We start from the raw sequence: 23,833 nt of genomic DNA on the forward strand, positions 1-23,833 counted from the left end.
CCAGAACTCTTCCTCCCCCCCCACCCCCCCCCCCCCCCCCCCCCCCCCTCTCTTTTTCCCCCCCCCCCCCCCCCCCCCCCCCCCCCCCCCCCCCCCCCCCCCCCCCCGCACCCTTCTCATACGCCACCCAGCCGGAAGCGCGGGAGATCGTGTTCGACTTTCTTGAAGGTTACGACGTCCTAGGGGCGTTCTGGATGACGGTGAAACTCACCGTCCTCTCCGCCGTGGGCTCCCTGGTCTGGGGCACCCTGCTGGCCGCGATGCGGGTCAGCCCGGTCCCGCTGATGCGCGGGTTCGGCACCGCCTACGTCAACATCGTCCGGAACATCCCCCTGACGGTCATCATCCTCTTCTGCTCGCTCGGCCTGGCCGACGTCTTCGGTGTCACCATGGGCTCCGAGGACTTCAAGATCCAGGGCTTCCGGCTGGCCGTGCTCGGCCTGGTCGGCTACACCGCGGCCTTCGTCTGCGAGGCGCTGCGGTCCGGCATGAACACGGTGCCGCTCGGCCAGGCGGAGGCGGCCCGGGCCATCGGCCTGAGCTTCACTCAGACCCTGTGGCTCGTCGTGCTGCCGCAGGCGTTCCGCTCGGTCATCGGCCCGCTGGCCAACGTCCTGATCGCGCTGACCAAGAACACCACGGTGGCGGCCGCCATCGGCGTCGCCGAGGCCGCCTATCTGATGAAGACGATGATCGAGAACGAGGCGCAGACGCTGCTCATCGGCGCGGTCTTCGCGTTCGGGTTCGTGGTACTGACCCTACCGACCGGCCTCTTCATGGGCTGGCTGAGCAAGCGACTGGCGGTGAAGCGATGAGCTCGGTCCTCTACGACGCTCCCGGCCCCCGCGCCAAGCGGCGCAATGTCATCTTCACGGTGGTCTTCTCCGTCCTGCTCCTGCTGCTCCTGTGGTGGGTGTGGCTGAAGATGGACGAGAAGGACCTGTTCGCCTCCGCCCAGTGGAAGCCCTTCACCGAGTCGCAGGCCTGGACGACGTACCTGCTGCCCGGCCTCGCCGACACGCTGAGGGCCGCCGCCCTCTCCATGGTGATCGCCCTCCCGCTGGGCGCGGTCTTCGGCATCGCCCGGCTGTCCGACCACCGGTGGGTGCGAGGCGCGTCCGGCACGGTGGTGGAGTTCTTCCGGGCGATCCCGGTGCTGCTGCTGATGCTGTTCGCCAACGAGTTCTACGCCCGCTCCACGGACATCAGCAGCGAGGACCGGCCGCTCTACGCGGTCGTCACCGGCCTGGTGCTCTACAACGCCGCAGTCCTCGCCGAGATCGTCAAGGCGGGCGTCCTGGCCCTGCCCAAGGGCCAGACGGAGGCGGCGTACGCCATCGGTCTGCGCAAGGGGCAGACGATGAGCAGCATTCTGCTCCCGCAGTCGGTCACCGCGATGCTGCCGGCGATCGTCAGCCAGCTGGTGGTCATCGTGAAGGACACCGCACTCGGCGGTGTGATGATCGGCTTCACCGAGCTGCTCAACTCGCGCGGCACGCTCGCGGCCAACTACGCCAACCAGATCCCGAGCTTCATCGTCGTCGCAATCATGTTCATCGTGCTGAACTTCATCCTGACCAGCTTCGCGAGCTGGCTGGAGGGCCGTCTGCGGCGCAGCAAGCGCAGCACGGGTGCGGTGCTCGGCGTCGAGCAGGTCGACGACCTCAACGCGGCGGAGGTCGGCGGCAGCTACGGCAGTGGCGCGGGCGGCTCCATCTGACGCACACTCAAGCGATGTGACCCAGTGATGTGATCTGCCGGAGGCAGTGGCCCGCGCGCCGCTGCCTCCGTCGCTTGACGCAAACAACGCCAGTGGGTTGCATACATTCTGTGATCGTGCACCCTGCTCCACCCTGTTGTTCACTCACGCCCGCGAGGACACCGTCGAAGGCAGGGAGTGCCGCGCCGTGGACCCGGTGATCATCGTCGGAGCGGGGCCCGTGGGGCTCACGCTCGCCCTGGCGCTGGCGCGTCAGGAGGTGCCGTCCGTGGTCCTCGACGAGGGGCCGGGCAAGGACGAACCGCGGCTCGCGCGCACCGTCGTGCTGCGCGAGGACACCGCCGCCCTGATGGAACGGCTCACCGGTGTGCCGCTGGACGAGGCGGGCGTGCGCTGGTCCGGATGGCGGGCGATGCGGCGCAAGCAGGTGACGCGCGAGATCACGTTCAGCGACGACGAACCCGCCCCGCTGCACATCGCCCAGCACGTGCTGACCGGTGCCCTGCGCGCCGCGGCGTCGGGCGAGCGGCTGGTGAAGATCTCGGTCGACAGCCGGCTGGACACGGTCGAGCAGGAACCTTCCGGTGTCACCGCCCACACCCGCGGCCCCAAGGGCACCTGGTGGCGCGGCAGCTACCTCGTCGGCTGCGACGGCCCCCGCTCCACGGTCCGCAAGCTCCTCGACATCCGCTTCCCCGGCCGTACGGCGGTGGAGCGACACGCCGTGGCCGCACTGCGGACGGAACTTCCGTGGGACCGCGAGGCGTTGCTCCATCGGACGCCGCCGTGGCGGACGTCGGGTCCCTCCGCCGGGGAAGTCACCGGACGCCCGCTGCCGGACGGCGTCTGGCGTCTGGACTGGCTGCTCCCGCCCGGCAAGGACCTCGTCACGCCCGAGCTGCTGGTGGCCCGCGTCCGCGAGACCCTCGCGGGCTGGACCGAGGGCCCGACCCCGGCGTACGAGCTGCTCGACACCGGTGTCCACACCGTGCACCACCGGCTGGCCCGCCGCTGGCGCGTGGGGCGGGTCCTGCTGGCCGGGGACGCCGCGCACCTGCTCGGCGCGTTCGGCTCGCAGGGCCTCGACGAGGGGCTGCGGGACGCCGACAACCTCGCCTGGAAGCTGGCCCTGGCCTGGCACCACGGCCCGCACGAGGCGCTGCTCGACAGCTACCAGGCCGAGCGGCGCGCGGCCGTCTCCGCCCGGCTGCGCGCGGCCGACCAGGCGCTGCCCGTGCTGCGCGGCGGCAGCGGCATAAGGGCGTACGTCCCCGGTGCCGCCCGCGGGCACGACGTGCTGCTCTCGGACGGCCACCTGGGGCGCGGCCCGCTCGGCGCGCCGGGTACCTACGCGCACTCCCCGCTCGCGCCCCGGCACCTGGAGGCGGAGGTCCCGGTGGACACGCCCCCGGGCGCGCCGGTCGAGGACGTCCGGGTCACCGCGGAGGACGGCGCCTTCGTACGACTGCGGGACCGGCTCGGACGGGGCGCGCTGCTCGTCGTCCTGATCGCGCCGGGTACGGGCGTGTGGGAGCGCAGGCACTGGGTGTCGGCCGGGATCATGCCGCGGCTGGCCGCCGCGGTGACGGCGCTGCCGAGCCCGGCCGAGCTGCTGGTCGCCGAGAGCTACCCGGGCGCGGCCGCCCACACCGTCCTGCTGATCCGTCCGGACGGCCATCTGGTCACCGCGCTGAACGGCGTACGCCCCGCCGACCTGTACGCGGCGGCCGAGGCCGCGGTGGGCGGAAAGCCGGAGGGAGAGACGGCGGACACCGCGGACACGGCGGAGGCCACGGCCGGCTCGGCGGCGAAGTGACACCTGCCGTCCGGTACGTCGGCCAAGGACAGCCGGCACTGCCTGCGCACGGCCCGGGCACCGTCTGACTGCGGCCCTGCGCACAGCCCGCGCACGGCCCGATCCGGGCCGGCCCAGGCCGGTCCGATACGACCATCACATGACCGCACGTACTGTCCCGGCCGTCCGCATGGTGACAGTGAGTTGACCGGTGCACACCGGCATGGTGTACTCCGGATCGTGACCGACACCGATGTGCGCCTGTGGCGGAGGGTCCATATGGACCTCGTCCGCTATGCGGGCTGCGTGTGTCGTCCCTCCTGCTGAACTCGCACCCTTTCTTCCACCGGCGCGCGCCGCAGAAGCGCGAGTCGCGCTCGTGCGCCGCCGCTCCCCGCGAACGTTCCCAGGACGGTACCCGTGTCTGTCTCACCCGCTGTCCCAGTCGCCGTCGCCGCACCGACCCAGGCGGACCTCCTCGACTTCGTCCGGCGCACGGCCGCCGACACCGAGCTGATCGCCTCGCTCCCCCTCGACCCGGAGGGCCGCACCTGGGTGCGCCTGGAGGGGCCCGGCGGCAGCGAGGCCTGGCTGATCGGCTGGCCGCCCGGCACGGGCACCGGCTGGCACGACCACGCCGACTCGGTGGGCGCCTTCCTCACCGCGCGCGGCGCGCTGAAGGAGTACTCGCTGGCCGCGCGGCTGCCCACCGACGGCTGGAAGACCCTGGAGCTGACCGAGGACGTGGACCGGGAGCGCACGCTGACGGCCGGCCGGGGCCGCTCCTTCGGACGCCACCACGTCCACGAGGTCCTCAACGAGTCCACCGAGGAACACGCGGTCTCCGTCCACGCCTACTACCCGCCGCTGCCACGCATCCGCCGCTACAGCCGTACGGGACAGGTGCTGCGCCTGGAGCAGGTCGAGCGGCCGGAGGACTGGCAGTGAGCGGCGAGCGGCCCGTGGGCATAGACGAGTTGCTGGAGCGGGTCCGTTCGGGGTACGCGCGCGTGGAGACACAGGAGGCGTACGCGGCCTCCCGCGCGGGCGAGGCGCTGCTGGTCGACATCCGGTACGCGGCCCTGCGCGAGCGAGACGGCCTGATCCCCGGCGCCCTGGTCGTCGAGCGCAACGAACTGGAGTGGCGCCTCGACCCACAGGGCAGTCACCGTGTCCCCGAGGCCACGGACCACGACCTGCGGATCGTCGTCATCTGCAACGAGGGCTACGCGTCCAGCCTGGCCGCCGCCTCCCTGCACGGGCTGGGGCTGCATCGGGCGACGGATCTGGTGGGCGGGTTCCAGGCGTGGAAGGCGGCCGGGCTGCCGGTGACGCCGTAGCGGCCCACCCGGGCGCTCAGCCCACGGGCGGGCAGTACAGCGGCGCCGTGTCGGCGTTGTCCTTGGTGACCAGGCGGACCGGCGTCCGGTCGATCCGGTCGGCCCGCCCGTCCTCGCGGAGCAGGGAGACGACGTTCTCCACCGCCGGCTCACCGGTGTCGGCGGCCGAGTTGGAGACGGTGGCGGAGAGGCGGCCGGCCTTGAGCGCGGCCAAGGCCTCGTCGGTGCCGTTGACGGTCACGATCCGCACGTCCTTCGCACCGGCCGCGTCGAAGGCCTCGCGGGCGGCGAACGCCATCTCCTCGTTGGCCACGAAGGCGTAGTCCAGGTCGGGACGGGTCCCTGATCATGTCCTCGGCGACCGTCCGGGCCTTGGCGGGGTCGTACATGCCCGGCTCGCTCGCGACCACCTCGGCGTTGTCCGGCAGCCGCCCGGTGAAGGCGCCGGTGAGCAGGTCGGAGGCGGCGCCGGGGGCTCCCGCGACGACACCGACGGTCACCTCGCGGCCGGCGGCGTCCTCCTCGATCCACTCCGCGTCCAGTTCCCCCACCTCCTCGAGGTCGACGACGACGGCGCCGAAGAGGCCGGACCTGTCCTCGGGGGCGACCGAGGTGAGGAAGATCGGCACGCCCGCCTCCTTCGCCCGGGCGATGTCCCCCTGGAGCGCCTCGATGTCGACGGTCTGCACGATCAGCGCGTCGACGTTCCGGGCGATCATGTCCTCGATGTCGGCGACCTCGGTACCGGCGTCCTGACGCGAGTTGGCCGTGTGCAGCGCGATGCTGTGGTTGCGGGCCGTACGCTCCACCGACTCCTGAAGGCACGTGTGGAACTCGGACGTCCCGCCGTTGACGAAGCCCAGGGTGAACCTGCCCCTGACCCCGCCCGAGGAGCCGTCGTCCGGCCAGAGGCCACAGCCACCGAGCAGCAGACCGCTGAGAGCCACTGCGACCAAGGCTCTTCGGGAGCGGGGGGACACGGGCATGGCGAGGCCGCCTTTCGGGAGGTCGGGGGCAACTCTCGTACGGGGGACGAGGGTCGGCGCGGGTGCGCGGGCGGCAGCAGACGGTACCCGCGGGCCTCACGGGCTCACCCTCCCGGGAGCGCAAGGTAATCGTGCGCTCCCCGTCACCGGTCGGCCGGCGCCACTCTCCTGCGTCGGCGTGCGCCGCCTTCACTCCTTGGCCGTCGCCACCGTCACCGCGCGGACTCGCAGGGCCACACGGCCGGGCAGGGCGGTGGCGACGAGCGCGAGCAGTCCGGCTCCGGCGACCACGACGGCGTAGGCGAGCGGTGTGACCGCCGGTGCGGCGCGGCCCGTCATGCCGACGCTGAACGCGGTCAGGACGGCCAGGGCAACGGCGCTGCCGAGCAAGGTGGCGAGGAGGAGCACGGACAGCGCCTCGGTGCGCAGCATCCGCAGGACCTGTCGGCGGGTCGCCCCGGCGAGCCGCAGCAGCGCGAACTCCCGCACCCGTTCGGAGACCGACATGGCGAGCGTGTTGACCACCGCGATGGCCGTGAAGGCCAGGACCAGTCCCATGGCGAGGAAGTTGACCTCGGCGTTCGCCTGCTGCCGCTCGGCCTGGAGCGAGTCGGCGGCCGCCGGCGAAATCACCGAGAGTCCCGGGAACTCACGGAGCGTGTTCGCGAGTTGTGTCTGTGTACGGGCCGTGCTGACGAGGAGGGAGGAGGACAGCGGGTTGTCGACGTGCCGGGCGAGGAGGTCGTGGGCGAGGGTGAGGTCTCCGAAGCCGAGGCCCCTGGCGTAGACGGCGGCGACGGTGAGGGTGGCGGGCGTGCCGTCGCCGAGCGTGAGCTTCAGGGTGCTACCGGGCGCCAAGTGGAGCTGGTCCGCGGCCAGTTCGCTGACGGCGACGGTGTGCTCGGTGAGCCTGTCCAGGGAGCCGGCGGTGATGTCCGGGTCCCAGGTGCGGGCGAGTCCGGCCGGGGTGACGCCCTGTGCCGCGTACTTGTCGAGCCCGACGCGCACGGTCGTCCGGACGACTTCGGTGACGACGTCCTGGTCCGTACGGAGCTGTCGTGCCGCCTCGGCCGGGACACCGGGCCCCCGCGAGGCGACGACCCAGTCGGCACGGACGCCCTCACGGGCCTGGGCCCGGGCCGCGTCGCCGAGGGTGGGCTGCACGAACAGCACGGTGCAGGTCATACCGATCAGCAGGGTGAGGGGAGTGGCGACGGAGGCCATACGGACGGCGTTGCCACGGAGGTTGGCGGTGGCGAGCCGGCCACCGTGGCCGGTCAGCCGCAGCGGACCGGCGAGCAGCAGCGCGGCCGCCCGGACCAGGAGCGGTCCGAGAAGAGCGACGGAGGTGGACAGGACGACAACGGCGAGGAAGGTCACGGGCGTCGAGGCCGGCTCGGTCCGCAGAACGCTCAGCAGTGCGACGAGGACGGCCCCACCGGCGAGCAGCAGCAGACCGGCGAGGAGCCGGCCCCAGGCGAGCCGGGTGCGTTCGGCGCGGGCCTCGGCAAGCGCCTCTGCGGGGCGGATCCGGGCAACCCGGCGGGAGGCGATCCGTGCGGCGGCCCAGGCGCCGAGCAGGGTCGCGGCGAGGGCGGCGAACGGCGGGAAGACACTCACGCTGTGCTCGAGCGTGGCCGGCACGGCGCCCAGGGCGACGAACCTGCCGTGCAGCCAGCCGCCCAGGGGGATCCCGAGGGCCGCTCCGGTGGTGCCGGCGGCCGCTCCGACGATCAGGGCCTCCCGGCCCAGGAGCCTGCGGATCTGCCCGGGGGTGGCGGCGATGGCGCGCAGCAGGGCGAGTTCACGGTGGCGCTGCTGGACGGAGAGCGCGAAGGTCCCAACGACCACGAGGACCGCCACGAGCAGCGAGGTGCCGCCCATCGCACCGCCCATGCTGACGAGCTTGGTGCGGGCAGCGGCGGCGTCCAGGAACTCGACCGGGCCCCGGGCGTCGCCGACGCCGACCTGGGCGCCGGTGCCGTGCAGCGCCTTCACCAGGGCCTGCCGCAGCCGGTCAGGGTCGGTCCCGGCCTCGGGCAGCACGCCGAACGCGGTGACCTGTCCGGGGTGGGCGGCCAGCCGGCGGGCCTCGGCAGCGGAGAAGAAGAGGGAGGTCTGGTGGCGTACGGCCGTCGCCGGGGCGGCGACACCGGAGACACGGTAGGTGCGCGGGGCCTGGGTCGACTGGACCGTGAGGCGGTCACCGGGGGCGAGGTGGGCCCGCTCGGCGAGGCCACGGTCCACGACGACGTCGGTGGCGGCCTCGGGGGCGGTGCCCGAGGTGAGCCGGTACGGGGTCAGCGCGGCGGAGTCCCAGGCGTGCCCGTAGCCGGGACCGGCGCTCGACTCAGCGCCGGACCAGCCGCCGGCGCCGGCCGGGGGCAACGGCTGGGCCAGGAAGGTGAGTTCGGGGACGACTCGGGCGACGCCGGGCGTGTCGGCGAGGGTGCGTTCGAGGGCGGCCGGGACCCAGGCGCGTTCGGCTATGGGTTTGGCCTTGTGCTTGACCTTGGTCTTGCCCTTCTTGTGCTTGACGGTGGTCTGGTGGACGTTCTGGTCGGCGGAGACCACGACCGGGGTGGCGGCGTAGCGCTCGGTGCGGATGGTGCCGCGCAGCCCCGTCTCCAGGAGGGTGCCGCACGCGGTGATCAGGGCGGCCGCGCACATCAGGGCGAGAAAGGCACCGAGGAAGCCTGCCTTGCGGGCGCGGACGGTCTTCAGGGCGTAGCGCAGCATCATGGGGCCTCGGTCTCTCTTCTGTTGGGTGCGCGGTTGTGGTCGTCGGAGGCGGGCGCGGGGAAGGCGAGGAGCCGGGTGAGGAGGGTGCGTGCGCCGGGCGGAGTCTCGGACTCGGGCCGCTTGTAGCGGTTGAGGAGGGCGATGTACTCCTCGAAGAACTCGCGGACTTCGGGCAGGGTGAGCCGGATCGTGCCGCGCGAGTAGGGGAAGGCGTCCGCCCAGGGGTCGTCGTGGGGCGCGTCCCGCTGGAGCCGCTCGAAGAGGTCCAGGTCGGCGGCGTAGGCACGGTGGTTCAGCTCGTCCATGACGTGCCGCATCTCGGCGCTCTGCCGACTGCGCGGCGGGAAACGCCGGTCGCCCGGGACCGCCCGCCACCAGCGCTCCCGGTGCGCGGACGGCTCCACGCGGCGGTCCCCTCGCGCATCCTGCCCCGACCGGCTCGACCGGCTCGATTGACCCGGCTGGCCCGACCGGCTCGATTGGTCCGGCTGGTCCGGCTGGTCCGGCTCCGGCTGGTCCGGCTGGTCGGTCTCCTCGACGAAGCCGTATCTGGCCAGTTCGCGCAGGTGGTAGCTGGTCGAGCCGGTGTTCAGCCCGAGGGCGCGGGCGAGCGTGGCCGAGGTGGCCGGGCCGTGCAGGGTGAGGTGTTCGAGCATGCGCTGCCGACGCGGCTGGGCGAGCGCCTTGAGCGCGGCGAGGTCGCCGAGTTCGACGGGCGCCGCGGGGGCGGGTGCCGCCTGCGGGGGCTCGTGGTCACCGGGTTCCTGGGGCGTTCGGGGCATGCGTCCACAGTCGCCTGTGCACAGACACCTGTGCACTGCGGCGGCCCAGCGTCCTCAGTGGGGGGATATCCCCCCACCCGCAACTGCCCTGCCCCTGGACTCGATCGGCGTCCCGCGCGTCCCCGTGTCCGGTCTCGTCCACCAGTCCGGTCTCGTCCACCAGTCCGGTCTCGTCCACCGTGTCCAGCCGCGTCCACCGCGCCGGAACCGAGCCGATGGCACCCCCGGCGCTCAGTACTCCCCGTCCCCCAGGAACTCCGTGTCCTCGCCCTCGTCCTCCAGCGCCTGACGGACGACCCGTAGGGCCATGCCCTCGGAGTAGCCCTTGCGCGCGAGCATGCCCGCGAGGCGGCGGAGCCGTTTGTCGCGGTCGAGACCGCGGGTCGAGCGCAGCTTGCGGGCGACGAGGTCGCGGGCGGTCTCCTCCTCCCGCTCGGAGTCGAGCTGGGCAACGGCCTCGTCGATCAGCGCGGAGTCGACGCCCTTGGTGCGCAGTTCCTGGGCGAGGGCGCGCCGGGCCAGGCCCCGGCCGTGGTGCCGGGACTCCACCCAGGCGTCCGCGAAGGCGCTGTCGTTGATCAGCCCGACCTCCTCGAACCGCGAGAGCACCTCCTCGGCCACGTCGTCCGGGATCTCCCGCTTGCGCAGGGCGTCCGCGAGCTGTTTGCGCGTGCGCGGGGTCCCGGTGAGCAGGCGCAGGCAGATCGCCCGTGCCCGCTCAGCCGGGTCCCCCGAAGGCTCCCCCTTCTCGGCCCTCGACGAGGAGGAAGCGCCTCCGTCCTCTGCGGACGGTTCTCCGAAGCCGCGTCGACGGCGTCCACGGCCGCCCCGTGGACCGCCCTCGCCACCGCGCCCCGCCCGGCCGCCACGGTGCCGGCTGTCGCCGTCCGTGCCGTCACCGGGGTACGAGCCGCCGTGCGGCCGGTCCTCGCCGCCCGGGGCGAGGCCGCCGTCGCCCCGGCTCCCCGGCTCCCGTGCGGTGCCGGGGTGGGCGTACTCGGCCCAGTCCGTTCGTCGTGTCACGGATCAGCTCTTCGCGGCCGTGGCCTTCTTGGCGGCCTTGGCGGCGGGAGCCGGAACCGTCTTGGCATCGTCCGCGGGCGCGCCCGGGGCGGCCACGGCCTCCGCTCCGGGCTCCACCGCGGCGGGCTCCGCCGGGCGCACGCCGACGCCCAACTTCTCCTTGATCTTCCTCTCGATCTCGTTGGCGAGGTCGGGGTTGTCCTTCAGGAAGTTACGGGCGTTCTCCTTGCCCTGGCCGAGCTGGTCGCCCTCGTACGTGTACCAGGCGCCGGCCTTGCGGACGAAGCCGTGCTCCACGCCCATGTCGATCAGGCCACCCTCGCGGCTGATGCCCTGGCCGTAGAGGATGTCGAACTCGGCCTGCTTGAAGGGCGGCGCGACCTTGTTCTTGACGACCTTGCAACGGGTGCGGTTGCCGACCGCCTCCGTGCCGTCCTTCAGGGTCTCGATGCGGCGGATGTCGATGCGCACCGAGGCGTAGAACTTCAGCGCCCGGCCACCGGTCGTGGTCTCCGGGGAGCCGAACATCACGCCGATCTTCTCGCGGAGCTGGTTGATGAAGATCGCGGTGGTCTTCGACTGGTTGAGCGCGCTGGTGATCTTCCGCAGGGCCTGGCTCATCAGGCGGGCCTGGAGACCCACGTGGCTGTCGCCCATCTCGCCCTCGATCTCCGCACGCGGGACGAGCGCCGCGACGGAGTCGATGACGATCAGGTCGAGGGCACCGGAGCGGACCAGCATGTCCACGATCTCCAGGGCCTGCTCGCCGTTGTCGGGCTGGGACAGGATCAGGTTGTCGATGTCGACGCCGAGCTTCTTCGCGTACTCGGGGTCGAGGGCGTGCTCCGCGTCCACGAACGCGACCTGGCCGCCGGCCTTCTGCGCGTTCGCCACCGCGTGCAGGGTCAGGGTCGTCTTGCCGGAGGACTCCGGGCCGTAGACCTCCACCACACGACCTCGCGGCAGGCCGCCGACCCCCAGGGCGACGTCGAGTGCGGTCGACCCGGTGGGGATGACCTCGATGGGCTCGTTCGGCCGCTCGCCCAGGCGCATCACCGCGCCCTTGCCGAATTGCCGTTCAATCTGTGCGAGCGCGGCGTCGAGCGCCTTCTCGCGGTCGGTTCCTGCCATGGGTTCCACCCGGTTTGCTTGAGTCGATCGCTTCACGTCAAAGACGCTAACGCCTGCCACTGACAATGCGCCCCGACGCCGGTCCGGCCTGTGGATAACTAGGGCACTTCCCCACCCAAACCGGGACATAACATCCGCCGAGAACCTCGCCGGAGCTTCCATAAGAATGTATGTTCGAATTTCGTGTCAAGCGCACCACGCGGCACTTCCGAGGCTACGTTCACGCACCCACAACGCCCCGACACCGCCCGGACCCGACCCCGGCTCCACCGCCGTCCCGGCTACTTCCACGGGCGTACGCCGGGTGTCTTCGGCCGGACGACGACGGCGTACGGCGGCGACGGGACGCTCGTGGCATGGACGACGAGAAGACCACGGGGACGGCACGGGCGCCGTACGCGACCGGCCGCGGCGCGGGCGGCCACGCCACCGCATCCGGCTCCGGCTCCGGCTCCGGCTCTGGAGCGGGAGCCGAAGCGGGATCCACCCTGCGCGCGAGCGCCCCATCCCCAGACCGCCTCTACGAGGCGACCGCTGCCCTCCTGATCCTCTCCGGCCTCTTCCACCTGGTGGTCTTCGCCGTCGACGGCGGTCCCTGGGACGGGCCGGTCTCGTGGCGCAAGCCGGTGACCTTCGGGCTCTCCTTCGGTGTGACGCTGCTCGCGGTCGTCCGCGTCACGTCGTGTCTGCGCCTGGAAGGACGGCTGCGCGCCCTGCTGCTGGGTGTGTTCGCCGCCGACTGTGTCGTGGAGGTCGGCGGGATCACCCTTCAGGCGTGGCGGGGAGTGCCCTCGCACCTGGGCATGGAGACGCCCTTCGACACCGCCGTGTCCATGACCCTCGCGGTCGGCGGGGGTGTCCTCGTGGTGCTGCTCACCGTCTTCGCCGTGGTGTCCTTCCGGCACCCTCCGACGGGACCGGCCGGGATGGCGCTCGCGGTGCGCTCCGGTTTCGCGGTCCTGCTGGTCGCGCTCGCCTCGGGAGCGGCGATGATCGCGCGCGGAGTCGTGCTCACCCGCACCGGTCACCAGGAGGCCGCGTACCACTCGACGGCCCCGCTCAAGCCCCTGCACGGGGTCAGCCTGCACGCCGTCCTGGTGCTGCCCGCGCTGGCCTGGCTGCTGTCCCGCACATCCTGGAGCGAGCGTGTGCGGTGGCGGATCGTGGCCGTCGCGGTCGGCTGCTACTGGGCGGCGGTCGCCGCGGCTGGGGTGTGGGCTGTCCTCACGTACTGACTCCCGCCTGCCGCCTCCCGGATGCGGACCCGGAAGCCGCGGTTCAGCCAGTACCGCTCCCGGACCCGTTCCCAGCCCCGCCCCCGGCCCCGTTCCGGGACCCGCTCTCCCGCTGCCGTGCCCGCGTCCACAGGCGCCGCGCGCGGGTCAGCGGGTTCGGGCCCTCGCCGCGGCGCCGGTGACCGTGGACGCGGGGGTCGTCCGTGACGTCGTACCGCTTCACGTAGGCGCCCAGGAACGCCTGGAGCGTGGCGACCGCCGGGATGGAGATCAGCGCGCCGACGGCACCGAGGAGGGCGGTGCCCGCGATGACCGAGCCGAAGGCGACCGCCGGGTGGATGTCGACGGTCTTGGAGGTCAGCTTGGGCTGGAGCACGTAGTTCTCGAACTGCTGGTAGACCACGACGAAGATCAGCACCCACAGCGCGTACAGCGGGGAGACCGTGAACGCGATCAGCATGGGCAGGGCGCCCGCGAGATACGTGCCGATGGTGGGGATGAACTGCGAGACCACGCCCACCCACACGGCGAGCACGGGCGCGTACGGGATGCCGAGGGCCTCGAGGAGTATGTAGTGCGCGACTCCCGAGATCAGCGCCATCAGGCCGCGCGAGTACAGATAGCCGCCGGTCTTGTCGACGGCGATCTCCCAGGCGCGCAGCACCTCGGCCTGCTTGGCGGGCGGCAGGACTGAGCACAGGGCGCGGCGCAGGCGCGGTCCGTCGGCGGCGAAGTAGAACGAGAACAGCGCGATCGTCAGCAGCCGGAAGAGGCCTCCCAGGACCTGTGTGGAGACGTCCAGGACGCCGGCGGCGCTGTTCTGGGCGTACTTCCTCAGCCAGTCGGAGTGGAGCAGGCCCTCCTGGATGTCGACGCGCCGCAGCTCGGTGTGGAACGTCGTGTTGACCCAGTTGATCACGGAGTCGAGGTACTCCGGGAAGCCCTCGATCATCTTGATGATCTGGCCGGCGAGCATCGAGCCGAGCAGCGTGAAGAACCCGGCGGCCACGATCAGCAGGCCGAAGAAGACCAGGAAGGTGGCGAACCCCCGGCGCATGCCATGGGCGGCCATCCTGCTCACCGCGGGCTCCACTGCGAGGGCCAGGAAGAACGCTATGAGGATGTTCAGCAGCAGGCCGATGAGCTGGTGGAAGGCCCAGGTGCCCAGCTGGAACACCCCGAAGAGCGCGAGCGCCAGCACCATGGCGCGCGGCAGCCAGCGCGGCATGCGCGCACCCGGCCCGACGGCGCCGCCCGCCGGGGGTCCGGAGGGCGGCGTCGTGCCGGGCTGGGATGCCTGCCGGGCGGACCGCCCGGGCTCGTCAGTGGGTGCCACGGAGCAAGTCTCGCGTACGCCACCGACAATCGGGGAGCCGCCTGCGATCTTCGTGACGGATCAGCGCATCTCCTGCGGAACGTTCATCACCACGCACACCACGCGCCACACGTCCTTGGCCTCCCAGCCGTCGGCCAGCGCCTCGTGCACGGTGTGTCCGCCGAGCTCCGTCATCACGTGATCGCGCGCGAACGTCTCGGCGTACCCCGTACCGAAGTGCTCGTCCATCCGCTGCCAGAAGACCGTCAACCGCATGACACCAGTATCCCGCGCCCGGGGGTGGCCATCGCCGGGACCGCCTGCCGAGAACGCTTTCCGTCCTACGGTCTGACGTATGGCCGAAACCGGAGCATCCCCACTCCCCCCGACGCCCACGGCGCGCTCCCCGCTCTTCCGCGCCGAGCACTTCGTCTGGCTCACCGCGCGCGTGCTGGAGCAGCGCCTGTTCGCGTACCACTTCCTGCACGGCGGTGCCGATCCCGTCGAGACCGCCCTCGACGCCCATCTCAACGAGGACGGCGGGTACGGCCACGCACTGGAGCCCGATCTGCGCGGCCCCGTCAGCCAGCCGCTGCACACCGCGCACGCGCTGCGCGTCCTGGACTCCATCGGCCGCTGCGGCGGACAGCGCGTGGAGCGCGTCTGCCGCTATCTGACCGCCGTCTCCACCGCCGACGGAGCGCTGCCGGCGATCCATCCCAGCCAGCACGGATATCCGGCGGCGCCGTTCGTCCCGATCGTGGACGACCCGCCCAGCGCCCTGCTGGCCACCGGACCGGTGGTCGGCCTGTTGCACCGCAACGAGGTGTGGCACGCCTGGCTGTTCCGGGCCACGGACTTCTGCTGGCAGGCGGTGGACGCCCTGGAGAAGTCCCATCCGTACGAGGTCGAGGCCGCCGTGGCCTTCCTGGACGCCGTACCCGACCGCCCGCGCGCGGAGGCTGCCGCCGACCGCCTGGGCAGGCTGGTGCGCGAACAACGGCTGGCCGCGCTGGATCCGGACCGCCCGGACGACTACCCGGTCGCGTCCGGGTACGCCCCCGGCGAGCACCACTACCCGCACGACTTCGCGCGGACACCGCACTCCCTCGCGCGCGCGTGGTTCACGGACGACGAGATGGCGCGCTCCCTGGACTTCCTCGCCGGCGAGCAGCGGAAGGACGGCGGCTGGCCGGTCCGGTGGCGCCACTGGGCACCGGCCCCCGTCCTGGAGGCCCGGCCCATGGTGACGATCGAGGCACTGCGCACCCTGAGGGCCCACGGCCGGGCGATCGGCTGACCGCTCGGCGGGCGCCAGGCCCCGGAGGCGCCCCTCGGTGACCGCAGGCGGCGCGCGCGGGGAGGCGTGCGGCTCGCCACCCTCGCGGCCGCGACCCCGCGCCCAGCCACCGCCCCCACCCTCAGCCACCCAGCGCCCGCACCCCCGCCGTGACCACCACGGCGGCCGCGACGACCAACAGGAAGGGCGCCCTCAGCACCAGTGCCACAGCCGCCGCGGCAAGACCCGCGGCCCGCGCGTCCAGCACCAGCGCCTGTCCGTCGGCGAAGGTCTGCTGGGCCGTGAGCGCGGCGAGGAGGGCGACGGGGAGCAGCGCCGCGAGCCGACGGACGAGGGGCCGCTCCAGAGCCCCCGCGGGCACGAGCAGCCCGGCGAGCTTGACGGCGTAGCAGCCGAGGGCGGTCGCCCCGATCGCGATCCAGATGTTCACCGCTCTTCTCCTCGCCCCTCGGGCCGGTCCCCCTCAGACGGCCGCCGCTCCCTCGCGTCGGCCCCGACTCCCTTGCGCCGCCCCTCGGCGTACAGCACGGCCGGCGCGGCGAGTGCGGCCACCAGGACGGGCACCCCGGCGGGCAGGACCGGCAGCAGGCCGAGGCCCAGCAGAACCGCGAGGCCGGCGACGGTCCGCTCGGTGGCCGTCCGGAGCATGGGCGCGAGCAGGGCCAGGAAGACGGCCGGCCCGGCCGCGTCGAGCCCCCACGCGTCCGTGTCCCCGATGGCCTCGGCGCCCAGGGCGCCCAGCAGCGTGGTGAGGTTCCACAGCACGTACAGACTCAGTCCGGTGACGGCGAACCCGATCCGGGCAGCGCGCCGCCCGGGCTGCGCCAGCGAGACGGCCGTCGTCTCGTCGATCACCCACTGCGCGGCGAACGGCCGCACCGCGCGCGGGAGGGCCAGCAACTGCGACAGGCGCAGCCCGTAGAAGGCGTTGCGCACCCCGAGGAAGAAGGCTCCGGCAGCCGCCGTGAGCGGGTTGCCTCCCGCCGCGAGCGCGCCGACGAGCGCGAACTGGGACGCGCCGGTGAACACCAGGAGGCTCAGCGCGCAGGTCTGCCACACCGTGAGCCCGCTGCCCGCCGAGGTCACCCCGAACGCGAACCCGGACAGTCCTACGGCGACCCCGACTCCGAGGGCATCCCGTACGACGGCGGAGTCCGGTTTTCCCGTGCCGTGGGCGCGTATGTCTGCGAGAGCTGTCTGTTCTGCCACACGGAGGACGGTAGGAGCAGCCCTCCGCGCGCGTCTTGTACATTCTTGCGCTCCCGCTGGTACGCGCCCGGAGGCACACCCACGATCCGCGCGAAGTGACGGTTGAGGTGCGGCTGGTCGGTGAACCCCACCGCCACGGCCGCCTCGGCGGGTGCCGTCCCCGCGTCCAGCAGCCGCCGCGCCCGCCGCACGCGCGCGTCGGTGAGCCAAGTGTGCGGCGGCATGCCGTACGTGTCGCGGAAGGCCCGCAGCAGCGCGAACGGGCTGGTCCCCAGGTCCGCGGCGAGTTGCTCCAGGGTCGGCGGCTCGGTCATCCGCTCCTCCAGCACGGCACGCGCGTGTGCCGCGATCCGCGCCCCGGCCGTGCGCACCTCCCGCTGCGGCAGAGGTCCGCCGTTGAGCCGCAGCAGCCGGGTCACGGCCACCCGCAGCAGGGTGTCGGCGGCGAGCCCGTTGCCCTCGTCGGCGGCGCGGAGCACCTGGTGCACCAGGCTCACGGTGTAGGGGTCGTCGAGGACCGGACGGACGAATCCCGGGGTGCCGCGCAGGGTCGTCGTCTCGGCCGCGATCCCGGCGACGACCTCGGGCGCCGGGTACACCGCCCCGTACTTCCACCCCTCCGGGACTCCGGCCCGCCCGGTGTGCGGGGTGTCCGGGTTGACCAGCGCGAGCGCGCCGGCCCCGGCGTACCGGTCGGCCCCACCGTGGTGGAAGACCTCGACCCCGTCGGCGATGGCCGCGATGACGAAGTGCTCGTGGGTGTGCCGGACGAACCTCTTCCGGACGTACCGGGCGCGCAGCAGATCGACGCCGGGCAGGTCGGCGTACCGCCAGTGCCGCGCCAACTCACCCGAACCCGCCATGCCCCCATTCTCCGCGACGGCCACGCCGGCCGACGGCGGCCTCCATCTCGCGGCCATCCCCATCCGGCGGCCTCCATTCCGCAGCCACGCCCAACCGAAGGCCTCCATCCCACTGCCCCCATCCACACGGCCTCCGCTCCCCAAGCCGCCGCCCCCACCCTCCGCAAGGCCCCCTCCGCAAGGCCTGCTCAGCCAGAGCCCCCTCAGCCAGACCCCTCCGCGGGCCCCACCCCACCGCCGCCTCACCACCGCCGCCTCACCACCGCCAGGGCATCGCCACCTCATCACCGCAGCTCAGAGCCATTGTCAGTGGAGGGGTGCAGGATGGACGCATGGTCAGCTCCGCACACCGAGCCCTCGACGGCTTCTCCCCCGCGACCCGCGGCTGGTTCACGGGGGCGTTCTCCACGCCCACCGCGGCCCAGGCGGGCGCGTGGCAGGCCATCGGCGCGGGCTCGGACGTGCTGGTGGTGGCCCCGACCGGCTCCGGCAAGACCCTGGCCGCCTTCCTCGCCGCCCTGGACCAGCTCGCCTCGACACCTCCGCCGGCCGACCCGAGGAAGCGCTGCCGGGTCCTGTACGTCTCCCCGCTCAAGGCCCTCGCGGTCGACGTCGAGCGCAACCTCCGCAGCCCCCTGACCGGTATCCGCCAGGAGTCCGTCCGCCTGGGCCTGCCCGAGCCCGAGGTCAGGGTCGGTATCCGCTCCGGCGACACCCCGGCCGCCGAGCGCCGCGCGCTCTCCACCCGCCCGCCGGACATCCTGATCACCACCCCGGAGTCCCTGTTCCTGATGCTGACGTCGGCCACCCGCGACGCGCTGACGGGCATCGAGACGGTGATCCTGGACGAGGTGCACGCGGTCGCGGGCACCAAGCGCGGCGCGCACCTGGCGCTCTCCCTCGAGCGGCTGGACGAACTGCTGCCGAAGCCGGCCCGGCGCATCGGCCTGTCGGCGACCGTCCGCCCGGTCGACGAGGTCGCCCGCTATCTCTCGCCGCAGCGCAAGGTGGAGATCGTCCAGCCGACGTCGGGCAAGGAGTTCGATCTCTCGGTGGTCGTCCCCGTGCAGGACCTGGGCGAGCTGGCCGGCTCCCCGGTGGCCGATGGCTCCGAGGGGGCGGAGCGCCCGTCGATCTGGCCGCATGTCGAGGAGCGGATCGCCGATCTCGTCCAGGCCCACCGGTCCACGATCGTCTTCGCCAACTCCCGCCGCCTCGCCGAGCGCCTGTGCAACCGGCTCAACGAGATCGCCTACGAGCGGGCCACCGGCGAACCGCTCGACGAGCACCACGCCCCCGCCCAGCTGATGGGCGGCTCGGGCGCGGCCCAGGGCGCCCCGGCCGTCATCGCGCGCGCCCACCACGGCTCGGTCTCCAAGGAGCAGCGCGCCCTGGTCGAGGAGGACCTCAAGGCGGGCCGTCTGCCCGCCGTGGTCGCCACCTCCAGCCTCGAGCTGGGCATCGACATGGGAGCCGTCGACCTGGTGGTCCAAGTCGAGTCCCCGCCCTCCGTCGCCTCCGGCCTCCAGCGCGTCGGCCGCGCGGGACACCAGGTGGGCGCGGTCTCCACGGGCGTCGTCTTCCCCAAGTACCGCGGCGACCTCGTCCAGGCGGCGGTGGTCACCGAGCGGATGCGCACCGGCTCGATCGAGTCCCTGAAGGTTCCCGCCAACCCGCTGGACGTCCTGGCCCAGCAGCTGGTGGCCATGACGGCACTGGACACCTGGCAGGTCGACGACCTGCTGGCCACGGTCCGCCGCGCCGCGCCCTTCGCCTCGCTCCCGGAGTCGGCGTTCACGGCCGTGCTGGACATGCTCGCAGGCCGCTATCCGTCCGACGCGTTCGCGGAGCTGCGCCCGCGCGTGGTGTGGGACCGCGTGGCCGACACGGTCACCGGCCGCCCCGGCGCCCAGCGCCTGGCCGTCACCTCCGGGGGGACGATCCCGGACCGCGGCCTGTTCGGGGTCTTCCTGGCGGGCGCCGACCCCAAGAAGGGCGGTGGCCGCGTCGGCGAGCTGGACGAGGAGATGGTCTACGAGTCCCGGGTGGGCGACGTCTTCACGCTCGGTACGAGTTCGTGGCGCATCGAGGACATCACGCGCGACCGCGTCCTGGTCTCGCCGGCACCCGGCGTCCCGGGGCGCCTCCCCTTCTGGAAGGGCGACCAGCTGGGCCGCCCGCTGGAGCTGGGCCGCGCGGTGGGCGCCTTCCTCCGCGAGGTCGGCTCCCTGCCCAAGGACGACGCCAGGCTCCGCCTGCTCACCGCGGGCCTGGACGCCTGGGCGGCCGACAACGTGCTCTCCTACCTGGACGAACAGCGCGAGGCCTGCGGCCACGTCCCGGACGACCGCACGATCGTCGTGGAGCGCTTCCGTGACGAACTGGGCGACTGGCGGGTCGTCGTCCACTCCCCCTTCGGCGCCCAGGTCCACGCCCCCTGGGCCCTCGCCCTCGGCGCCAAGCTCTCCGAGCGCTACGGCATGGACGCCCAGGTCATGCACGCCGACGACGGCATCGTGCTCCGGCTGCCGGACGCCGACCTCATGAGCCTGGACCTGCTCGACCAGGAGCCCCGCAGGGCGGGCACGGAGTACGACGCCGAGCAGGCCCCGGTCGGCGCGGCGGACGTCGTCTTCGACAAGGGCGAGGTCGACCAGATCGTCACCGACCAGGTCGGCGGCTCCGCCCTGTTCGCGGCCCGCTTCCGCGAGTGCGCCGCCCGCGCGCTGCTGCTCCCGCGCCGCAACCCCGGCAAGCGCACCCCGCTGTGGCAGCAGCGCCAGCGCGCCGCGCAACTGCTCCAGGTGGCGAGCGAGTTCGGTTCGTTCCCGATCGTCCTGGAGGCGGTCCGCGAGTGCCTCCAGGACGTCTTCGACGTCCCCGGGCTCGTGGAGCTGATGGGCGACCTGGAGTCCCGCAGGGTCCGCCTGGTCGAGGTCACCACCCCGGAGCCCTCCCCGTTCGCCCGTTCCCTCCTGTTCGGGTACGTCGCCCAGTTCCTGTACGAGGGTGACTCGCCGCTCGCCGAGCGCCGCGCCGCCGCCCTCTCCCTGGACTCCCGGCTGCTGGCGGAGCTGCTGGGCCAGGCGGAGCTGCGCGAGCTGCTCGACGCCGAGGTCCTCACGGAACTGGAGCGGGAGCTTCAGTGGCTCACCGAGGACCGCCGGGTGAAGGACGCCGAGGGCGTCGCGGACCTCCTGCGCCTCCTGGGCCCCCTCACCGACGCCGAACTGACCGAGCGCGGCGCCGAACCGCACTGGGCCCAAGAGCTGGCCGGCGCCCGCCGCGCGATCAAGGTCCGGATCGCCGGCAACGACCACTGGGCGGCGATCGAGGACGCGGGCCGGCTGCGCGACGCGCTCGGCACGGCGCTGCCGGTGGGCGTGCCGGAGGCCTTCACGGAACCGGTGAAGGACCCCCTCGGCGACCTCCTCGCCCGCCACGCCCGCACCCACGGCCCCTTCACCTCGACGACGGCGGCCGCCCGCTTCGGCCTCGGCGTCGCGGTCACCGAGGGCGCCCTCCAGCGGCTCGCGGCGGGCGGACGCGTCGTCCAGGGCGAGTTCCACCCGGCCGGTATCGGTCAGGAGTGGTGCGACGCGACCGTCCTGCGCAGACTGCGCCGCCGCTCCCTGGCCGCCCTCAGGCACGAACTCGAACCGGTCCCGCCGCCCGCCCTCGCCCAGTTCCTGCCTCAGTGGCAGCACATCGGCAAGGGCCACTCCCTGCGCGGCATCGACGGTCTGGTGCGCGCGATCGAGCAGCTCCAAGGCGCGTCGGTCCCCGCCTCGGGCCTGGAGAAGCTGGTCCTGCCGTCCCGCGTGAGGGACTACGCCCCGGCGATGCTCGACGAACTCACCTCGGCCGGAGAGATCGTCTGGGCCGGCGCGGGCGCCCTCCCCGGCAAGGACGGCTGGGTCTCCCTCTACATGGCGGACGCGGCGCCCCTGCTCCTGCCCCCGCCCCATCCCCTGGAGCTGACCGCGCTCCACCAGTCCGTGCTGGACACCCTGTCCGGCGGCTACGGCCTGTTCTTCCGCCAGATCGCCGACCAGATCCGCGCCACCACCCACCCCGACGCCACCGACCCCCAACTCGCCGACGCCATCTGGGACCTGGCCTGGTCCGGCCGGCTCACCAACGACACCCTCGCCCCGATGCGTTCCCTGCTGGGCTCGGGCCGCACGGCCGGCGCCACGGCCCACCGCGCCAAGCGCGCGGTCCCGCGCGGCCGCTACGGCTCCCTGACGGCCGCCGCCCGCCCCGCCTCCCGCACCGGCCCGCCGACCGTCGCCGGCCGCTGGTCGCTGCTCCCGGCGCACGAGCCCGATCCCACCGTCCGCGCCCACGCCCTGGCCCGCGCCCTCCTCGACCGCCACGGCGTGGTGACCAGGGGCGCGGTCGCCGCCGAGGGCGTCGAGGGCGGCTTCTCGGCGACGTACCGCATCCTGTCCGTCTTCGAGGAGAGCGGCCAGGCCCGGCGCGGCTATGTCGTCGAGGGCCTCGGCGCGGCCCAGTTCGCCATGGACGGCGCCGTCGACCGCCTGCGCGCGGTGGCCAACGCCCGCGACCGGGGCGAGCCCCTCCCCGGCCCGACCGGCAGCCCGGCCACCACCCCCGACGGCTTCCCCGACAGCTTTTCCGACGGCTTCCCCGGCGACCTCACCCCCGGCGGTTTCCCGTCCGACGACCTCGACTGGAACACGGCGGACCTCGACGCCCCCTTCGCCCCTCCGCAGCCGGCACCGGGCGAATACGTGTCCCCGCGGGACTTCGCCTCCCCCGGCGCGGGCGGCCCCCGAGGCGGCTCCGCGGCCTCCCCGTTCGGCACGACCACTCCGTACGGCTCGGGCTCCGCGGCGTCGCCGTACACCTCGGCCTACTCCGACCGCCGCGGCCGTACCCGCGACTCCTCCCCCGCCTCCCGGGCGGTCGTCCTCGCCGCCGCCGACCCGGCGAACGCGTACGGCGCCGCCCTGCCCTGGCCCGAGCCCCCGACCGGCGCCGGGCACAAGCCGGGCCGCAAGGCGGGCTCCCTGGTGGTGCTCGTCGACGGCGAGCTGACGCTGTACATGGAGCGCGGCGGAAAGACCGTCCTGGCCTGGCCCTCCTCCCCGGACGCCGCGGCCACCCCCACCGACGACCCCCGGCTGCACGCCGCGGCGGAGGCCCTCGCCCTGGCCGCCCGCGCGGGTTCTCTCGGCACGGTCACGGTGGAGCGGATCAACGGCACCTCGGCCCTGACCGCCCCCATCGGCACCCTCCTGGAAACAGCCGGCTTCATCGCCACCCCGCGAGGCCTACGCCTCCGCGCATGACCACCCCACCCCCACGCCGTCGCCCCCCACCACATCGCACCCCATCCGCCCCCGCCCCGCTCCGCTCCGCCCCGCCCCGCTCCGCCCTCGCCCCGTCCCCGTCCCCGTCCCCGTCCCGTCCGGCCCCCACCCCCGCCGTGCCACCCTTGACCCATGCCCGAAGGTGACACGGTCTGGCAGACGGCGGCGCGGCTGCACGGCGCCCTCGCGGGCAAGGTGCTGACCCGATCCGACCTCCGTGTGCCGAAGTACGCCACGGTCGACCTCACCGGCCGCACCGTGCTGGACGTCACCCCGCGCGGCAAGCACCTCCTCACCCGTATCGAGGGCGGCCTCACGCTCCACTCACACCTGCGGATGGACGGCTCCTGGAAGGTCTACGCCCACGACCAGCGCTGGACCGGCGGCCCCGCGCACCAGATCCGCGCGATCCTCGGCACCCACGACCGCACGGCCGTCGGCTACCGCCTCCCCGTTCTCGACCTGCTGCGCACCAGCGAGGAGCAGCGAGCCGTGGGCCACCTCGGCCCCGATCTCCTGGGCCCCGACTGGAACCCCGACCTGGCTCTGGCCAACCTGCTCTCCGACCCCGCCCTCCCGCTCGGCGAGGCCCTCCTCGACCAGCGCAAGCTCGCCGGCATCGGCAACGTCTACAAGAGCGAGCTGTGCTTCCTGCTCGGCGTCACCCCGTGGCTCCCCGTCGGCGCGCTGCCCGCCGACCGCGCCGTGAAGCTGCCCGCACTCGCCAGGAAGCTCCTGGAGGCCAACCGCGACCGCCCGGTCCGCATCACGACCGGCCGCCGCGGCCAGGACCTGTTCGTCTACGGCCGCGCGGGCCGCCCCTGCCTGCGCTGCGGCACGCCCGTCCGCGCGGCCGACCAGGGCGACGGCTCCCGCGAACGCCCCACGTACTGGTGCCCCACCTGCCAGCCGGGGCCCGCACCGGCACCGGGCTCCCCACCGACCCGCCGTGTCCGGCCCGCCCGCCCAGCGCGCCCCGTCCACCCCCGCACCGCCAATTGACGACCGACCACCAATCGACCGACCGTCACCAATTGACCGTCCACCACTAAT

The 23,833-nt window shown here is 73.4% G+C and carries 20 protein-coding genes and 1 pseudogene; 10 read left to right on the forward strand and 11 right to left on the reverse strand.

The window, feature by feature from the left end; translation table 11 throughout:
• The first annotated feature begins 149 nt into the window (after positions 1 to 149).
• From ACZ6D7_RS38785 to ACZ6D7_RS38810, 6 genes are all read left to right on the forward strand, one after another.
• A complete protein-coding gene (locus ACZ6D7_RS38785) occupies positions 150 to 815 on the forward strand; it encodes an amino acid ABC transporter permease (protein WP_469501165.1) in 666 nt (221 codons plus the stop codon).
• On the forward strand, positions 812 to 1,720 hold the full coding sequence (locus ACZ6D7_RS38790; RefSeq protein ID WP_469501168.1) for an amino acid ABC transporter permease: 909 nt from the start codon (positions 812 to 814) through the stop codon (positions 1,718 to 1,720). Before ACZ6D7_RS38785 ends, ACZ6D7_RS38790 begins: the two co-directional genes overlap by 4 nt.
• A 187-nt stretch (positions 1,721 to 1,907) precedes the next feature.
• Positions 1,908 to 3,536: an FAD-dependent monooxygenase gene (locus ACZ6D7_RS38795; protein WP_469501250.1), complete on the forward strand. Its 1,629-nt coding sequence runs from the start codon at positions 1,908 to 1,910 to the stop codon at positions 3,534 to 3,536.
• 234 nt (positions 3,537 to 3,770) lie between these two features.
• Positions 3,771 to 3,842, forward strand: a complete 72-nt coding sequence (locus ACZ6D7_RS38800; RefSeq protein WP_309544753.1) for a putative leader peptide — start codon at positions 3,771 to 3,773, stop codon at positions 3,840 to 3,842.
• A gap of 93 nt (positions 3,843 to 3,935) precedes the next feature.
• Positions 3,936 to 4,463, forward strand: coding sequence for a cupin domain-containing protein (locus tag ACZ6D7_RS38805; protein WP_469501171.1), 528 nt, complete (start codon positions 3,936 to 3,938; stop codon positions 4,461 to 4,463).
• Positions 4,460 to 4,855: a rhodanese-like domain-containing protein gene (locus ACZ6D7_RS38810; protein WP_469501173.1), complete on the forward strand. Its 396-nt coding sequence runs from the start codon at positions 4,460 to 4,462 to the stop codon at positions 4,853 to 4,855. The genes ACZ6D7_RS38805 and ACZ6D7_RS38810 overlap by 4 nt, the downstream gene beginning before the upstream one ends.
• A 16-nt stretch (positions 4,856 to 4,871) precedes the next feature.
• On the opposite strand, the gene ACZ6D7_RS38815 is transcribed toward ACZ6D7_RS38810, so the two are convergent.
• The 6 genes and pseudogenes from ACZ6D7_RS38815 to recA all read right to left on the reverse strand — a co-directional run bounded on the left by ACZ6D7_RS38815 (position 4,872) and on the right by recA (position 11,519).
• On the reverse strand, positions 4,872 to 5,153 hold the full coding sequence (locus ACZ6D7_RS38815; RefSeq protein WP_469501176.1) for a hypothetical protein: 282 nt from the start codon (positions 5,151 to 5,153) through the stop codon (positions 4,872 to 4,874).
• A gap of 103 nt (positions 5,154 to 5,256) precedes the next feature.
• Positions 5,257 to 5,841: pseudogene (locus tag ACZ6D7_RS38820) on the reverse strand (substrate-binding domain-containing protein); the annotation flags it as partial.
• 189 nt (positions 5,842 to 6,030) lie between these two features.
• Positions 6,031 to 8,583: an ABC transporter permease gene (locus ACZ6D7_RS38825; protein ID WP_469501179.1), complete on the reverse strand. Its 2,553-nt coding sequence runs from the start codon at positions 8,581 to 8,583 to the stop codon at positions 6,031 to 6,033.
• A complete protein-coding gene (locus tag ACZ6D7_RS38830) occupies positions 8,580 to 9,365 on the reverse strand; it encodes an ArsR/SmtB family transcription factor (RefSeq protein WP_469501181.1) in 786 nt (261 codons plus the stop codon). Before ACZ6D7_RS38830 ends, ACZ6D7_RS38825 begins: the two co-directional genes overlap by 4 nt.
• A 231-nt stretch (positions 9,366 to 9,596) precedes the next feature.
• Entirely contained in the window at positions 9,597 to 10,388 is a 792-nt protein-coding gene (gene recX / locus ACZ6D7_RS38835; protein WP_469501184.1) for a recombination regulator RecX, read from the reverse strand.
• Positions 10,389 to 10,391: 3 nt separating this feature from the next.
• Positions 10,392 to 11,519 carry a recombinase RecA gene (gene recA / locus ACZ6D7_RS38840; RefSeq protein ID WP_469501187.1) on the reverse strand — a complete coding sequence of 376 codons (1,128 nt, stop codon included), beginning with the start codon at positions 11,517 to 11,519 and terminating at the stop codon, positions 10,392 to 10,394.
• A gap of 356 nt (positions 11,520 to 11,875) precedes the next feature.
• Here recA and ACZ6D7_RS38845 point away from each other — a divergent pair, with 356 nt between their 5' ends.
• Positions 11,876 to 12,754, forward strand: a complete 879-nt coding sequence (locus ACZ6D7_RS38845; RefSeq protein ID WP_469501189.1) for a hypothetical protein — start codon at positions 11,876 to 11,878, stop codon at positions 12,752 to 12,754.
• A 43-nt stretch (positions 12,755 to 12,797) separates the two neighbouring features.
• On the opposite strand, the gene ACZ6D7_RS38850 is transcribed toward ACZ6D7_RS38845, so the two are convergent.
• Both ACZ6D7_RS38850 and ACZ6D7_RS38855 read right to left on the reverse strand, forming a co-directional pair.
• Complete coding sequence (locus tag ACZ6D7_RS38850) at positions 12,798 to 14,090, reverse strand: AI-2E family transporter (RefSeq protein WP_469501194.1); 1,293 nt, start codon at positions 14,088 to 14,090, stop codon at positions 12,798 to 12,800.
• Positions 14,091 to 14,150: 60 nt separating this feature from the next.
• Positions 14,151 to 14,345: a DUF3046 domain-containing protein gene (locus ACZ6D7_RS38855; RefSeq protein WP_469501197.1), complete on the reverse strand. Its 195-nt coding sequence runs from the start codon at positions 14,343 to 14,345 to the stop codon at positions 14,151 to 14,153.
• A 79-nt stretch (positions 14,346 to 14,424) separates the two neighbouring features.
• Here ACZ6D7_RS38855 and ACZ6D7_RS38860 point away from each other — a divergent pair, with 79 nt between their 5' ends.
• Complete coding sequence (locus tag ACZ6D7_RS38860) at positions 14,425 to 15,369, forward strand: hypothetical protein (RefSeq protein ID WP_469501199.1); 945 nt, start codon at positions 14,425 to 14,427, stop codon at positions 15,367 to 15,369.
• A 121-nt stretch (positions 15,370 to 15,490) separates the two neighbouring features.
• Here ACZ6D7_RS38860 and ACZ6D7_RS38865 read toward each other — a convergent pair whose 3' ends face one another.
• From ACZ6D7_RS38865 to ACZ6D7_RS38875, 3 genes are read right to left on the reverse strand one after another with little or no spacing between them, the layout of a single operon-like run.
• On the reverse strand, positions 15,491 to 15,799 hold the full coding sequence (locus ACZ6D7_RS38865) for an AzlD domain-containing protein (protein ID WP_469501201.1): 309 nt from the start codon (positions 15,797 to 15,799) through the stop codon (positions 15,491 to 15,493).
• A complete protein-coding gene (locus tag ACZ6D7_RS38870) occupies positions 15,796 to 16,578 on the reverse strand; it encodes an AzlC family ABC transporter permease (RefSeq protein WP_469501204.1) in 783 nt (260 codons plus the stop codon). Before ACZ6D7_RS38870 ends, ACZ6D7_RS38865 begins: the two co-directional genes overlap by 4 nt.
• Positions 16,479 to 17,441 carry an AraC family transcriptional regulator gene (locus ACZ6D7_RS38875; RefSeq protein ID WP_469501207.1) on the reverse strand — a complete coding sequence of 321 codons (963 nt, stop codon included), beginning with the start codon at positions 17,439 to 17,441 and terminating at the stop codon, positions 16,479 to 16,481. Before ACZ6D7_RS38875 ends, ACZ6D7_RS38870 begins: the two co-directional genes overlap by 100 nt.
• A gap of 332 nt (positions 17,442 to 17,773) precedes the next feature.
• On the opposite strand from ACZ6D7_RS38875, the gene ACZ6D7_RS38880 reads away from it, so the two are divergent.
• Together ACZ6D7_RS38880 and ACZ6D7_RS38885 are read left to right on the forward strand one after the other, a co-directional pair.
• A complete protein-coding gene (locus tag ACZ6D7_RS38880; protein ID WP_469501209.1) occupies positions 17,774 to 22,759 on the forward strand; it encodes an ATP-dependent helicase in 4,986 nt (1,661 codons plus the stop codon).
• A gap of 153 nt (positions 22,760 to 22,912) precedes the next feature.
• Entirely contained in the window at positions 22,913 to 23,782 is an 870-nt protein-coding gene (locus tag ACZ6D7_RS38885) for an Fpg/Nei family DNA glycosylase (RefSeq protein ID WP_469501211.1), read from the forward strand.
• Positions 23,783 to 23,833: the final 51 nt, after the last annotated feature.

The sequence above is a fragment of the Streptomyces sp. NPDC041784 genome (assembly GCF_055591025.1).